Source organism: Micromonospora cynarisoli, from assembly GCF_030518815.1.
In the GTDB taxonomy this organism is placed as follows: Bacteria; Actinomycetota; Actinomycetes; order Mycobacteriales; family Micromonosporaceae; genus Micromonospora; species Micromonospora wenchangensis.
Window position 1 is genome coordinate 6,935,742 of the sequence record NZ_CP130426.1, and the last position, 14,250, is coordinate 6,949,991.

The window sequence follows — 14,250 nt, forward strand, 5'->3', positions numbered from 1 at the left end:
CGGCTCACGGCGGGTCGCCGACCCCGGCGGTACGGACCTGCGTGGCCGTACCGCGCCGGCCGACGGCTGCGCTGGTACCGCCGGGGCCGGGTGCCGGCCCGCCGTTCGCCGGCGGCGCACCGTCGTGGTGCGCGCCGTGCAGAAGAGAGGGACGTGATCGCCCATGACCTCCACGACACGGTACGACGATGCGCCGACGGCGGACGGCGGGACCGCCGGTAGGACCGAGGTGCGTCAGTTGGACCGGGTGGTGATCCGGTTTGCTGGTGACTCGGGTGATGGGATGCAGTTGACGGGGGACAGGTTCACCTCGGAGACGGCGCAGTTGGGTAATGATATTTCGACGTTGCCGAATTTCCCGGCGGAGATTCGGGCGCCTGCGGGGACGTTGCCGGGGGTGTCGAGTTTCCAGGTGCATTTCGCTGATTACGATATTTTGACGCCGGGGGACGCGCCGAACGTGTTGGTGGCGATGAATCCGGCGGCGTTGAAGGCGAATCTGGGTGATCTGCGTCGGGGTGCGGACATCATCGTGAACACCGACGAGTTCACGCGTCGGAACCTGGTGAAGGTCGGGTATGCGGTGAGCCCGTTGGAGGACGGGTCGTTGGACGGGTTCGTGGTGCATCCGGTGGCGTTGACGTCGATGACGGTGGGCGCGTTGGCGGAGTTGGCGGTGTCGAAGAAGGACGCCGAGCGGGCGAAGAACATGTTCGCTCTGGGGTTGTTGTCGTGGATGTACTCCCGCCCGTACGAGTCGACGCTACGGTTTTTGGAGCGGAAGTTCGTCAAGCGTCCGGATCTGGTGGCGGCGAACATCGCGGCGTTCAAGGCGGGCTGGAACTACGGCGAGACCACCGACAGTTTCTCGGTGCGGTACGAGGTGAAACCCGCGAGGATGGTGCCGGGCACCTACCGCAACATCACCGGTAACGCCGCTTTGTCGTTGGGGTTGGTCGCGGCGGGGGTGCGGTCGGGCCTGCCGGTGTTCCTCGGCGCGTACCCGATCACCCCGGCGTCGGACATCCTGCACGAGTTGTCGAAACACAAGCGGCTCGGTGTGGTCACGATGCAGGCCGAAGACGAGATCGCCGCGGTCGGCGCCGCGCTGGGCGCCTCCTACGGCGGCGCCCTGGGGGTGACCACGACCAGCGGCCCGGGTGTGGCGTTGAAGTCCGAGACGATCTCCCTGGCCGTCGCCCTGGAGTTGCCGTTGGTGATCGTGGACGTGCAACGCGCCGGCCCGTCCACGGGCCTGCCCACGAAAACCGAACAGGCCGACCTGAACATGGCCCTACACGGCCGCCACGGCGAGGCGCCGGTCGCGGTGATCGCCGCGAAGTCACCGTCGGACTGTTTCCACGCCGCCCTCGAAGCCGCCCGGATCGCCCTGACCTACCGCACCCCGGTGATCCTGCTGTCGGACAACTACGTCGCCAACGGCTCCGAACCCTGGCTGCTGCCCGCCGTCGACGACCTGCCCGACCTACGCGTCGAGTTCGCCACCACACCCAACGGCGACGACGGCGTCACGTTCCTGCCCTACCTCCGCGACCCCGACACCCTGGCCCGCCCCTGGGCCGTCCCCGGCACCCCCGGCCTGGAACACCGCATCGGCGGCCTGGAGAAAGCCGACAAGACCGGCGACATCTCCTACGACCCGGCCAACCACGACTACATGGTCCGCACCCGCGCCGCCCGCATCCAGGCCATCACCGTGCCCGACATCGACGTCGACGACCCCGACGGCACCGCCCGGACCCTCGTGCTCGGCTGGGGCTCCACCTACGGCCCGATCGGCGCCGCCTGCCGCACCCTGCGCCACCGCGGCCACCCCATCGCCCAAGCCCACCTACGCCACCTCAACCCCCTACCCGCCAACCTCGGCGACGTCCTCGCCGCCTACGACCGCGTCGTCATCCCCGAGATGAACCTCGGCCAACTCGCCCAGGTCATCCGCGCCCGCTACCTGACCGACGCGATCACCTACAACCAGGTCCGCGGCCTACCCTTCACCGCCGCCGAACTGGAGACGATGCTGGAAGAGGTCTGCAAAAATGCCTGAACCCGTCGCCGTGAAACTCACCACCAAAGACTTCAAATCCGACCAGGAAGTCCGCTGGTGCCCCGGCTGCGGCGACTACGCCATCCTCGCCGCCGTCCAACAATTCATGCCCGAACTGAACATCGGCCGCGAGAACACCGTCTTCATCTCCGGCATCGGCTGCTCATCCCGCTTCCCCTACTACATGAACACCTACGGGATGCACTCCATCCACGGCCGCGCCCCCGCCATCGCCACCGGACTGTCCATCACCCGCCCCGACCTGTCCGTCTGGGTCGTCACCGGCGACGGCGACGCCCTGTCCATCGGCGGCAACCACCTCATCCACGCCCTACGCCGCAACGTCAACCTCAAAATCCTGCTCTTCAACAACCGCATCTACGGCCTCACCAAAGGCCAATACTCCCCCACCAGCGAAACCGGCAAAATCACCAAATCCACCCCCGCCGGCTCCGCCGACGCCCCCTTCAACCCGTTGTCGTTGGCACTAGGCGCCGAAGCCACCTTCGTCGCCCGCACCATCGACTCCGACCGCAAACACCTCCAAACCATCCTCCGCGCCGCCGCCGAACACCACGGCACCGCCTTCGTCGAGATCTACCAAAACTGCAACATCTTCAACGACGGCGCCTTCGACCAACTCAAACAACCCGACACCCGCGACGACTACCTCATCCCCCTCGAACACGGCCAACCCATCACCTTCGGCCGCAACAAACAACACTGCCTCGTCCACCCACCCCACAGCTTCAACCTCGAAATCCGCGACACCACCACCACCCCCCCGGAAGACATCCTCATCCACGACACCACCACCACCGACCCCACCTACGCCTTCGCCCTCACCCGCCTCCCCCAACACGACCACCGCCACACCCCCATCGGCATCCTCCGCCAAACCCAACGCCCCACCTACGACACCACCATCAACCACCAAATCACCACCGCCAAAAACACCACCACCGACACCCCCGAACAACAACTCACCACCCTCCTCCACACCGGCGACACCTGGACGATCCGGCCACTGGCCGACGCATGATCGACCGGATCACGCCGCCGGGCGTCGTCGCCGTCGAGGCGTTCGACGACAGCGACACCGAGCCGCTGCACCCCGAGGAGGCCGCGCTGGTGGCCGACGCCGTCGAGAAGCGGCAGCGGGAGTTCACCACCGCCCGTACCTGCGCCCGCCGGGCCCTGCGCGCCCTCGGCGTACCGCCCGCCCCGGTGCTCACCGGCGACCGTGGGGCACCCGTCTGGCCGTCCGGTGTGGTCGGCAGCCTCACCCACTGCGCCGGGTACCGGGCCGCCGTGGTCGCCCGCGCGGTCGACGTACGCGCCATCGGCATCGACGCCGAACCCGATGCGGCACTGCCCGACGGTGTGCTCGACGCGATCGCCCTGCCCGAGGAACGCGCCATGGTGGACCGGCTGACCACCGACGTCCCCGGACCGCACTGGGACCGACTGCTGTTCAGCGCCAAGGAGTCCCTCTACAAGGCCTGGTTTCCGATCACCGGGATCTTCCTCGGCTTCGACGAGGCCCGGATCGTCCTGCACCCGGCCGACCGCACCGTCACCGCCCGCGTCCTCGTCCCCGGTCGCGTTCGGGACTTCGACGGCCGCTACCTGCACGACGCCGGCCTGACCCTGACCGTCGTCGCCGTACCGCACTGAAACCCGAGCCGGACCGCACCGCACCAGCCGCCCCGGAGCCGCACCCCGCCGTGCGGACCCCGGACGAACGAGGGGACCGCACCCGATGAACGCCGGCATCTACGCCGTCAGCGACCTGCACGTGGCGTACCCGGAGAACCGGAAGATCGTGGAGAGCCTGTGGCCCCGCGCGACAGGCGACTGGCTGATCGTCGCCGGTGACGTCGCCGAACTCTTCGTCGACGTCACCTGGGCGTTGGCGCTGCTCGCCGAGCGGTTCGCGAAGGTGATCTGGGCGCCCGGCAACCACGAACTGTGGACCCACTCCCAGGACCCGGTCCGGCTGCGCGGCGAGGCCCGCTACCAGGCGATCGTGCGGCTGTGCCGGGAGCTGGGGGTGAGCACCCCCGAGGACGACTACCCGGTCTGGACCGGGCCCGGCGGCCCCCTGCTGGTCGCGCCGCTGTTCGTCGGCTACGACTACTCGTTCCGCGAGCCGGGCGTCACCAGCAAGGAACAGGCCCTGGCCCGGGCCCACGCCGCCGGGGTGGTCTGCGCCGACGAGGTCTTCCTGCACCCCGACCCGCACCCGAGCCGGGACGCCTGGTGCCGGGCCCGGGTGGCGCTGACCGAGATCCGGCTCGCCGGCAGCGACCCGGCGGTGCCGAAGATCCTGGTCAACCACTACCCGCTGGTCCGGATGCCCACCGACATCCTGCGCTACCCCGAGTTCGCCCAGTGGTGCGGCACCGAACTCACCGCCGACTGGCACCGCCGCTTCCACGCCACGGCGGTGATCTACGGGCACCTGCACATCCCCCGGGTGACCTGGCACGACGGGGTGCGGTTCGAGGAGGTCTCCGTCGGCTACCCCCGGGAGTGGCGGACTCGCCCCCGCCCCGACTCGTGGCTGCGGCGGGTGCAGCCGACGCCCGTGCAGGTCTGACGGCTCATCCCTCGACGAGACGCTTCTTCTGCACCTTGCCCAGCGCGTTGCGGGGCAGGGCGTCGACCAGCCGGACCTCCCGGGGCCGCTTGTGCACCGACAACTGCCGGGCGACGAAGTCCACCAGTTCCGGCCCGGTCACCCCGTCGCCGACGACGTACGCGGTGACCTGCTGGCCCAGGTCCGGGTGCGGCAGGCCTACCACGGCCGCCTCGCGTACCGCCGGGTGGGCCAGCAACGCCTCCTCCACCTCACCCGCCCCGATCCGGTACCCGCCACTCTTGATCAGGTCGGTGCTCGCCCGGCCGACGATGCGGTGCCAACCGTCGGGGCCGACCGTGGCGACGTCCCCGGTGCGGAACCAGCCGTCGGCGGTACGGCTCGCCGCGTCGGCGTCCGGCCGGTTCAGGTAGCCGTCGAACAGGGTCGGGCCGGTGACCAGCAGCTCGCCCATCGCCGTACCGTCGGTGGGCAGGTCCCGGCCCTGCTCGTCGACGATCCGGGTGCGTACCCCGGGCAGCGGCACCCCGACCGCACCCGGACGGCGCGGGCCGTTGGCGCGGGCGCTGACCGTGATCAGGGTCTCCGTCATCCCGTACCGCTCGACGACCCGGTGCCCGGTCAACCCGGTGAGGTCGTCGAAGACCGCCGTGGGCAGCGCCGCGCTGCCCGACACCAGCAGCCGCGCGCGGCGCAGGGCCCGCGCGGAGGCCGACGCCGCGGCGATCCGCGACCAGATCGTCGGTACGCCGAAGTAGAGCGTCCCGCCGGCCGCCGCGTACCGCTCGGGCTGCGGCCGGCCGACGTGGTGCAGTCGGCCGCCGACCCGCAACGGCCCGAGCACCCCGAGCACCAGCCCGTGCACGTGGAACAGCGGCAGCCCGTGCACCAGCAGGTCGTCAGGCGTCCACGCCCAGGCGTCGGCCAACCCGTCCAGGCAGGTGGCGATCGCCCCCCGGGACAGCAGCGCCCCCTTCGGCGCGCCGGTGGTCCCGCTGGTGTAGAGGATCAGGGCGGTCCGCTCCGGTCCGGGCTCCGGGTGCGTGGTCGCCGACACCCGGCGCAGGTCGACCGGGACGACAGGCAACCCGTCCGCCGGGGAGCCGTGCGGGGTCGTGCCCGCCGGCGCGAGCAGGGCCCGGGCCGCCGAGTCGCGCAGGATGTGCTCCCGCTCCCGGGGCCCGGCGTCCGACGGTACGGGCACCACCGCCGTACCCGCCAGCAACGCGCCCACCACCCCCACCACGGTGTGGATCGTCGGGGTGGTCTCGACCGCTACCCGGTCCAGGCCGTGCAGGTCGTCGGCGACGGCGGTGGCCAGCCCGAGCAGCCGGGACCGGGACAGCGACCGGTCACCCACCCGGACCAGATCCGGACGGTCGTCCACCGACGATGACATCGCGGCCAGCAACGACACGGTCCACGCCCCTCCGGTCGATCGCGCGGGGGCGCGGCGCGGCCCCGTGCCGCCGACGCTAGTGCGGCGACCGGCCCCCCACCACCCCCCACCACGCTCCGCCACCCGGGGTGCCGGCACGGCGGCCCCGGCCTGCCGTCGGGACGCTTGAGGGGTCGGGTAAGGGTGCCGGTGCGGTGGTCGGGCGGCCTACGGTCGACCCAGACGGTTCCGTCGCCTGTCGACGGGGAAGGTGGCATCGACGTCATGACTTCCGAGCAACCACCAGCCGCGCCGCACCTTACGGTCACCGACGCGTCCGACGCCATCGCGTTCTACACCCGGGTCTTCGGCGCGGTCCCGTACCGGCAGGAGTGCCTTCCCGACGGGCAGGTGCTCGCCGCCGACCTCGTCGTCGACGGTCACCTGTTCACGGTCAGCGAGTGGGTCGACCCGCCCGGGGCCGCCGCCGGGCTGCCGCTGCTCACCGTCACCTCCGCCGACGCCGATGCGGTGCTGCGCCGCGCCCGCGCGGCCGGCGCTCAGGTCAGCGCCGCCAACGGCACGCCGCGCGAGGTGCTGCTGCGGGACCCGCACGGCCGCAGCTGGTCCATCACCCGCCCCGAACCGCCGAGCTGACCAGGGGACGCCCGCGCGGGTCACGGATCATCCCGGCGCAGCGGTTTGTCGGGCTCCTACTGCGGTATCCCGATCGGGTACGCCGCTACGAGGAGGCCCCGGTGGACGTCGACGACCTGCTGACCGGAATCTACGACCAACTGCCCGACCTGGTGGACGCGGCGGTGGACGGGCTCAGCCCCGAGGATCTGTGCCGCCCGCCCCGGCCGGGCGTCAACCCGGTCGGCTGGCTGGTCTGGCACCTCACCCGGATCCAGGACCAGCAGGTCGCCGAACTGCTCGGGGTCGACCAGGTGTGGGTGGCCGGTGACCAGGCGGCCCGGTTCGGGCTTCCCGCCGACCCGGCCGACACCGGGTACGGCCACACCCCGGAACAGGTCGCCACGGTCCGGCCGGAGAGCGCGCAGGTGCTTGTCGACTACCACCGGACGGTGGCGGACCGGACGCGGGCGTACCTGGCCGGTTTGCGCCCGGCGGACCTGGACCGGGTGGTCGACGAGAGCTGGGACCCGCCGGTGACCCTCGGGGTCCGGCTGGTCAGCATCGCCGCCGACGATCTCCAGCACGTCGGGCAGGCCGCCTACCTGCGGGGCCTGCTCCGGCCCTGACCGTCCCGTCCTGCCCGGTCCCGTCCGGTCCGGGTGAGTCGGCCCCACCCCTCGGCCGGCACGCTGACCGGGCACGTGACACGCCGTGGGGGAGGGAAGCCGTGGGGACGTCGGTGGCGGAGTTCCTGGACCGGTGCGACGGGGCCGGCGGCCGGTCACCGGCCGGGTCCCGCCGAGCGGGTCGGTTCGCGGTCACCGTCGACCACCGGCCCGTCCGCGGCTGCCCCCGGCGTGCGAACGGCCATCGCCCGGAACGCCGACATCGCCGCCGGTTCCCCGCGCAACTCGGCCGGGGCGGCGGCGGCGCGTACCGCGGTCAGCAGCGTCACCAACGGCCGGACCCGACCGGTCGACCCGTCGACCGCCCCACTGAGCAGCCGCTCAGCGGTTTCCTGATCCAGGCGGTATCGGGTCATCTCGTGTCCCTCAGCGTCGGCACCGGGTGTGACGTCACGCCGACGGGACCCGGCGTGGCCCCGGTCACACCCGACCCCGGTCGGCGGCGACGCGAACCCGGTCGACACCCCTACGGTACGTGACCGGTCGGTGTGCGCTGGGGTGAGAATCGGGCGGACAGGTCGCCTTGAGGGAGGTTGGCGACATGCCCGAACGTCACACCCGCCGTGCCGAACGCGGCGACCGGCTCGGTGACGGGATGTCGGCCACCGTCACCCGCGTCGTCGACCGCACACGGTGACCGGTCGGGCTCAGCCCATCGTCTTCGCGCCGTCGATGGACTCGCGGAGGATGTCGGCGTGCCCGGCGTGCTGGGCGGTCTCGGCGATCACGTGCAGCGCCGTCCGGCGCACCGACCAGCTCGCCCCCGGCTCGAACCAGGGTGCCTCCGGCAGCGGGTGGACCGTGTCCAGGTCGAGGGTGGCGATCAGCTCGTCGGTGCGGGCCGCCGTCTCGGCGTACCGGGCGAGCAGGTCGGCCAGGGTGTCGTCGGCGGTCATCCGGAACATGCCGCCCCAGTCGACCGGCTCGCTCTCCATCGCCTCGGCCCCGCCGACCATGAACCGCGCCCACCGGTGCTCCACCGTGGTCACGTGCTTGATCAGGCCGCCCGGGCACAGCTCGCTGACGGTGCTGCGGGCCGCCGCCTGCGCGTCGGTCAACCCGCGCACGGTGTGCCGCAGGAAGCCGCGGTGCAGGCCGAGGGACTGCACCAGGTCGGCCCGTTCGCCGGTGAGCACCCGCTCCGAAGTGGTCATCCGCCACCCTCCGTGGTCGATGTCGTCGAGGGTCACGCTAGGGCCACCCTCCGACACTCTCCGCCCCGCCACACCACCGGGCACCCGGCCGGGGCGGAACCGCCCGGCGTCGCCCCAGCGGTTGCCGATCCGGCCGCCGGGCGGTGCACTGGACCACATGGGAACGATCAGGGTGGGGACGTCGTCCTGGGCGGATCAGACGCTGCTGCGCGCCGGCTGGTATCCCCGGTCGGTGCGTACCCCGGCCCAACGGCTGGGCTGGTACGCCGGACGGTTCGGGCTGGTCGAGGTGGACACCTCGTACTACGCCATCCCGGTGCCGGAGACCACCGGCGGCTGGGCGGCGGCCACCCCGCCGGGTTTCACCTTCGACGTCAAGGCGTTCAGCCTCTTCACCGGGCACCCGACGCCGGTGCAGGTGCTGCCGAGGGACCTGCGCCCGGCCACCGGGCCGTCCCGGGTCCGCCGCCGGGACCTGCCCGAGGCGGCGTACGACGAGCTGTGGGCCCGGTTCCGGGCGGCGCTGGCACCGCTCGCGGCGGCCGACCGGCTCGGCGCGGTGCTGTTGCAGTTCCCGCCGTGGCTGGTGCGGGGGAAGGGCGCCCGGCGGCGGATCGCGGAACTGGCCGACCGGTGCCGGCCCTGGCGGGTCGCCGTGGAACTGCGCCACGGGTCCTGGTTCGACGGTGCGGCGGCGGCCGAGACGGTGACCTTCCTGCGCGACCACGACCTCAGCCTGGTCTGCGTGGACATGCCGCAGGGGCACCCGTCCTCGGTGCCCCCGATCATGATCGGTACCGCCGAGCCGGTGCTGGTGCGGATGCACGGCCACAGCGCGCACTGGGAACACGGCAGCAAGGAGGACCGGTTCCGGTACGCCTACGCCGACGACGAACTACGCCGCTGGGCCGACCTGCTCACCGACCTGGCCGACCGGTCCGGCGAACTGCACGTGCTGTTCAACAACTGCTGCGCGGGGCAGGCCCAGCGCGACGCCGCCCGGCTGGCGGAACTGCTCGGGGTGACCCCCACGACGGCGGCCGCCGGCCACTGACCACGCCGGTACGGGGACCGCCGGCGGCGTTGGCGGCGGTCCCCGTACCGGCCGGTCCCGGCGCGCCGGTCAGCCGGCCATCGCCATCCGCCGCCGGGCCCCCGTCGCGGCCAGCCGGCCCATCGTCATCGGCGCGCCCATCAGCCCACCGGCGCGCCCGAGCATCCCCCGGAACACCTGGCCCGGCTTCTGCTGCTCACCCATGTACGCGGTGACCACCACCAACGCCCCGGTCAACGCCGGAATGGTCCACTGGAGGACCTTCATCTGCCGCTGCCGGTGCGCCACCTCGGCGGGCGTCTGGTAGTTGGGTTCGGTGGTCCCCGACACCGGCGGGTTGCCGGCGTTCTGCAACTTCATGCCCACCAACCGGCTGTACCCGGTGACCGCGAGCGCGCCGACGGTCAGCGCCGTCTTCACCGCGCTCATCCGACCCACCCCGGACTGGGCCATCATCCGGGGGCTCTCGGTGGCAAGCTCACCCACGGCCCCGGCCAGGTGCGCGCCGATCGCCGCCGCGTTGACCGGGGTCCACCGCGACCAGCCGGCCGAGGCTACCGGAAGCCGTTGGGTCGAGTCGCTGATCCGGGCCGCCGCTCCGTTCACGCCCAGCGCCCCCATCAGGGAGCCACCGAACCAGGCCGCCAGGCCGAGATCGTGCATCGAGCGCAGTGCGGTGTGTCGTTCCGACATCTGATCCCCCTCCACCGTGTTCGGGCGCAGCGGCATACCCGTCCCGCCGGGGGCTACGCGCCCGTCCGCCGTCGGGTCGGTGCGGGACCGGACACCGGGGTCAGCGGCGGGGCAGACCGGCCGCGAAGTCGGCCACCCGCCGGCTCAGCGGCAGGCCGGCCCGGACCCAGCGGAAGTGGTCCAGCGGGGCCCCCGCCTCGGCCGCCGTGTACCGGTGCCGGGTGACCGGCGCGGCGGTGAGCTTGGCGCAGAGGTGGTCGACGATCGGGTGCGGGGTGTACTGGTCGTCGTCGACGCTGACCGCCAGCACCGGCAGGGTCAGCCGGCCCACCGCCGCGTCGCCGTCCACCCCGTCGAGGGTGGGGAAGCGGCCGGTGCGGGCGGTGCGCGCCCAGTCCCGGATCACCCCGCGCGCCTGCCGGCCGCCGAACCCCCAGCCCGGCCAGACCCCGAGCGTCCCGGCGACCGCCGCGATCCCCTGGCTGTACGGCAGCACGCCGTACCCGCGCAGGCCCGGGTAGCTGCGCCAGTACGGCATGCCGACGGCGAGCAGGGCCAGCCCGTCGACCTGGTCGACGCCGTGCACGGCGAGGTGCAGCAGGGCCGCCTGCCCGCCGAGGGAGTGCCCGAGCAGCAGCGTCGGCCGGCCGTCCCGCCGGGGCTTGAGCGCGTCGAGGACCGCGCCGACGTCGGCGGCCAGTTCGCGGTAGCCGTACCGGCAGGCCCGCGACGGCGTGGGCGTGCTGGCCCCGGTGCCGCGCAGGTCGGCGACGACCACGGCCAGGCCGGCGGCGCGCAGCGCGGCGGCGAACGGGCGGTAGTAGCGGGCGCGGACCCCCATCGCCGGGCAGATCAGCACCAGCGGCGCGGTGGGTGACCCGGCGGGCTCCGGATGGATCTGGATGCCGATCCGGGCCCCGTCGACGTCGACGAACTCCTGCGTGTACTCCGCGTCCCCGCTCACCGGCCCATCCTACCGGCCGGTAATAAGTGGTCCGCGCGCCGCCCGGCCGGGCCGTCGCGGCCGGTCAGGCGGCTGCCGGAGCCAGCCGACCCACCCCGCTGACCGCGGCGTAGACGGTGCCGAGCTGCTCGGCCCAGTGCCGGAAGGAGTAGCGCACCCGCACCCGGTCCAACGCCGCCGTGGCGTACGCGAAACGGCGCACCCGGTCGGCGAGCAGCCGGCGGACCGCGGTGCCCAGCGCCCGGGGGTCACGCGGCGGCACCAGGTCCCCGGTCAGCCCGTCGACCACACTGTCGGTGATCCCGCCGACCGCCGTGCCCACCACCGGCACGCCGCACGCCATCGCCTCCAGCGGGCTACGGCCGAACGGCTCGTACCACGGAGCGGCGACCAGGACGTCGGCCGAGCGGTACCAGGCCGCCAACTCCTCGCGGGGCACCGCGCCGACCAGCCGGACCCGGTCGGCGACACCGCAGGACCCGGCGAGCGCGGTCAACCGGCGGGCCACGTCGTCGGCCGGCAGCGACCCGGCCGGCGGCCCCCCGACCACCACGTACTCGGCCCCGGGCACCCCGGGCAGCGCCCGCACGACGTCCTGCACGCCCCGGCGTTCGTGCAGCGGACCCACGGTGAGCAGCCGGGGCCGGCCCGCGACCCGTGGGGCGGCGGGCCCGCTCGGAGTGAACAGCCGCTCGTCCACCCCGGACGGCACCAGCGCCAGCCTCGCCCGGGGCACCCCGAGCCGGACCAGTTCCCCCAACTCGTCGTGCGACTGGACGACGACCCGGTCGACGGCGCGCCCGAGCGCCCGCTCGTACCCGATCCGCCCCCGCCCGGCCGGCTCCCGGCCACCATGGCGGCGGCGGTACGCGCTGCCCAGGTCGTGGTACGTCAACACCACGGGCGTGCCGGTACGCCGGCCGGCGTGCACGGCCGCCAGGCCGCTCAGCCAGAAGTGCGCGTGCGCCACGTCCGGCCGCCAGCCGGCCTGCTGCCAGTGCGCGGTCAGCCAACGGCCGAACTCGCCCAGGTGGGGCAGGAGTTCCTCGGCGGGCACCGGCCGGGCGGGACCGGCGGGCACGTGCCACACCTGGTACCCCGCGTCGGTCGGCACCGTGTCGGGCAGCGTGACGTCGTCCCGCCGGGTGTAGACCCGTACCTCGTGACCCTCGGCGGCCAGCGCCGCCGCCTGCTCGGCGACGTGGAGGTGCAGCCCCACGGCGTTTTGTCCGGGAGCGGCGAGCGGGCTGGCGTGCCCCGAGACCATCGCGATGCGCATGCTTCCTCCTCCGTGGGCCGGTCACCGGCGAGGCGGAATCCGGTGCGGCGGCTCCGGCCGGCGTCATCACCCGGTCCCGCGCACCGGGCGCGCGACGGGCACCCGGCCGCCCGCACGGCGTCGGTGCCCGGACGTCACGCGCCGCCCGGTATGCCGAACCAGTTGCCCAGCGCGGAGGCGGTAAACATCAACTTTGCGTGCCCGTCCGAGCGCCCTGCGTGCCCCGTGACCGTCCACCCGGTCGCGTCCTCGCCGGTGAGGTGCTCAGGCGTACGCCCCCGCGCCCGGCCCGGTGGCCCGCACCCCGGCGGCGACCTGAGCGCCCCGGGCGGAGCACGGACCGGTCGGCCGGTGGGGCGACCCGGACGCTCGCCCCACCGGCCGCCGGTTCAGCTGACCTGGATCGTCCCGTCCGGCGAGCGGACGCAGGAGACCGCGCGGGCACTGGTCGCCGCCGCACCGGTCAGGCACCGGCCCAGCACCTGGTGGCCGGCGGCGCTCGGGTGCCAGGACTCCTGGCAGGTCTGGAAGTACGTCCCGCAGGTGTTCGCGATCCGCTGGATGTCCAACTTGTCGTAGCCGGACAGGCTGGTCACGAAGACGCCCGAGGTGCCGTCCTGGAGCCGGATGGGGGTGGCCAGCGCGTTGCCCGGGCTGCCCGCCGACTCGCACAGCCGGGCGCCGTCGAAGGCCCGCTGCACGTTGAGGTAGACCAGGTCGGCGGCGGGGAACTCGGCGGCCAGCGTGCTGCGGACCGAGTTCACCAGGGTGCCCAGGCCCTGCGAGAAACGCTGGCCGGGGGCGAGGCTGGCCCGGTGGATCGGGCAACCGGCGGCGTACCGCTCGGCCCCCAGGTCACGGAACTTGTCCCGGGTGTCGTCCCGGCTGTCCTCCTCCCAGTAGGTCGAGGCCAGCTCCGGCGGCAGCGGGTTGGTGTAGTCCTGGAAGACGATCCGGTGCTGGCCGTCGGCGTCGATCTGGTCCAGCGTGGTCAGGATCTGCCGGACCGCCGCCGTGGTCTCCGCCGTCGCGGCGGCGATCTGGGCGGAGGTGGCCAGGTCGGCGTCCGAGCAGGGCTCCTGCTCCACCGGTCCGCCCAGGTACGCCCAGAACTCCCACCACCCGGTCCAGGCGTCGGCGATGAACCGGTTCGCGCACTTCTCGGCGACGCTGCCGAAGGTGAACGAGCTGTTGTTCGAGCCGAGGCCGACCAGCACCAGGTCGATGTCGTGGGTCTGCCCGACCGCGCGCAACTGGGCGAGCTGGGCGGCGACCTGGCGGCCCTTGGCCCGGCTGGCCGAGGCGTTGGCGATGTCGTACGGCTGGCCGCCGGAGCAGGCCAGGTTGAACCGGGCGGCGATCCCCGGCAGGTCCGCCTTGAACAGTGAGGCGTTCGGTGAGCGGTGGCAGAAGTACGCGTTGTTGTTCGGTGCCGACCAGCCCGGGAACGGCTGGGCGACCCCGTTGACGTCGGTCACCGACGAGTACGCCCCGGCCCCCTCGCCGCTGATGAAGCTGTCGCCGAGGGCGACCGCGGCGGTGGGCAGGGCGGCGGCGGCCGGCGCGGGCGGGCCGGCGGCGACCGGCAGGGCGGCCGCGGCGACGGTGAGCAGCGCCGCGAGGGCGCTACGGTGGAACCTGGACATGACGTCCCCCATCTGTCCATGGAAATGTGAAAGATCCTTCAGGGCCGGATCAGATCACTTGGCGAGATGGACGTCAATGCCTCTTAACAC

Annotated in this window: 14 protein-coding genes; 7 read left to right on the forward strand and 7 right to left on the reverse strand. The window is 73.1% G+C overall.

Translation table 11 applies throughout. From position 1 onward, the window contains the following. Window positions 1–229: 229 nt before the first annotated feature. From Q2K16_RS30395 to Q2K16_RS30410, 4 genes are all read left to right on the forward strand, one after another. Complete coding sequence (locus Q2K16_RS30395) at window positions 230–2,065, forward strand: 2-oxoacid:acceptor oxidoreductase subunit alpha (RefSeq protein ID WP_489671944.1); 1,836 nt, start codon at window positions 230–232, stop codon at window positions 2,063–2,065. After that, window positions 2,058–3,107: a 2-oxoacid:ferredoxin oxidoreductase subunit beta gene (locus Q2K16_RS30400; RefSeq protein ID WP_302741864.1), complete on the forward strand. Its 1,050-nt coding sequence runs from the start codon at window positions 2,058–2,060 to the stop codon at window positions 3,105–3,107. Before Q2K16_RS30395 ends, Q2K16_RS30400 begins: the two co-directional genes overlap by 8 nt. Next, the gene (locus tag Q2K16_RS30405) at window positions 3,104–3,742 is read left to right on the forward strand and encodes a 4'-phosphopantetheinyl transferase family protein (protein ID WP_302741865.1); all 639 of its coding nucleotides are present in this window, start codon (window positions 3,104–3,106) and stop codon (window positions 3,740–3,742) included. The genes Q2K16_RS30400 and Q2K16_RS30405 overlap by 4 nt, the downstream gene beginning before the upstream one ends. Window positions 3,743–3,827: 85 nt before the next feature. Next, window positions 3,828–4,667, forward strand: coding sequence for a metallophosphoesterase family protein (locus tag Q2K16_RS30410; RefSeq protein ID WP_302741867.1), 840 nt, complete (start codon window positions 3,828–3,830; stop codon window positions 4,665–4,667). Window positions 4,668–4,671: 4 nt separating this feature from the next. Here Q2K16_RS30410 and Q2K16_RS30415 read toward each other — a convergent pair whose 3' ends face one another. Next, window positions 4,672–6,066, reverse strand: coding sequence for an acyl-CoA synthetase (locus tag Q2K16_RS30415; RefSeq protein WP_489671945.1), 1,395 nt, complete (start codon window positions 6,064–6,066; stop codon window positions 4,672–4,674). 264 nt (window positions 6,067–6,330) lie between these two features. Here Q2K16_RS30415 and Q2K16_RS30420 point away from each other — a divergent pair, with 264 nt between their 5' ends. Both Q2K16_RS30420 and Q2K16_RS30425 read left to right on the forward strand, forming a co-directional pair. After that, entirely contained in the window at window positions 6,331–6,702 is a 372-nt protein-coding gene (locus Q2K16_RS30420; protein ID WP_302741870.1) for a VOC family protein, read from the forward strand. Window positions 6,703–6,803: 101 nt separating this feature from the next. Beyond that, on the forward strand, window positions 6,804–7,310 hold the full coding sequence (locus Q2K16_RS30425; protein ID WP_302741872.1) for a mycothiol transferase: 507 nt from the start codon (window positions 6,804–6,806) through the stop codon (window positions 7,308–7,310). A gap of 155 nt (window positions 7,311–7,465) precedes the next feature. Here Q2K16_RS30425 and Q2K16_RS30430 read toward each other — a convergent pair whose 3' ends face one another. Both Q2K16_RS30430 and Q2K16_RS30435 read right to left on the reverse strand, forming a co-directional pair. Then, complete coding sequence (locus Q2K16_RS30430) at window positions 7,466–7,726, reverse strand: hypothetical protein (RefSeq protein WP_302741873.1); 261 nt, start codon at window positions 7,724–7,726, stop codon at window positions 7,466–7,468. Between the two features lie 291 nt (window positions 7,727–8,017). Further along, on the reverse strand, window positions 8,018–8,524 hold the full coding sequence (locus tag Q2K16_RS30435) for a DinB family protein (protein WP_302741875.1): 507 nt from the start codon (window positions 8,522–8,524) through the stop codon (window positions 8,018–8,020). Between the two features lie 157 nt (window positions 8,525–8,681). Between Q2K16_RS30435 and Q2K16_RS30440 the strand changes: the two genes are divergently transcribed. After that, on the forward strand, window positions 8,682–9,578 hold the full coding sequence (locus tag Q2K16_RS30440) for a DUF72 domain-containing protein (RefSeq protein WP_302741877.1): 897 nt from the start codon (window positions 8,682–8,684) through the stop codon (window positions 9,576–9,578). Window positions 9,579–9,647: 69 nt separating this feature from the next. Here Q2K16_RS30440 and Q2K16_RS30445 read toward each other — a convergent pair whose 3' ends face one another. The 4 genes from Q2K16_RS30445 to Q2K16_RS30460 form a co-directional block, all read right to left on the reverse strand. Next, window positions 9,648–10,271, reverse strand: a complete 624-nt coding sequence (locus tag Q2K16_RS30445; RefSeq protein WP_088647384.1) for a hypothetical protein — start codon at window positions 10,269–10,271, stop codon at window positions 9,648–9,650. A gap of 100 nt (window positions 10,272–10,371) precedes the next feature. Then, on the reverse strand, window positions 10,372–11,235 hold the full coding sequence (locus Q2K16_RS30450) for an alpha/beta hydrolase family protein (RefSeq protein ID WP_302741880.1): 864 nt from the start codon (window positions 11,233–11,235) through the stop codon (window positions 10,372–10,374). 64 nt (window positions 11,236–11,299) lie between these two features. Then, a complete protein-coding gene (locus Q2K16_RS30455) occupies window positions 11,300–12,514 on the reverse strand; it encodes a glycosyltransferase (protein ID WP_302741882.1) in 1,215 nt (404 codons plus the stop codon). 389 nt (window positions 12,515–12,903) lie between these two features. Beyond that, a complete protein-coding gene (locus Q2K16_RS30460) occupies window positions 12,904–14,160 on the reverse strand; it encodes an SGNH/GDSL hydrolase family protein (protein ID WP_302741883.1) in 1,257 nt (418 codons plus the stop codon). Window positions 14,161–14,250 lie beyond the last annotated feature (90 nt).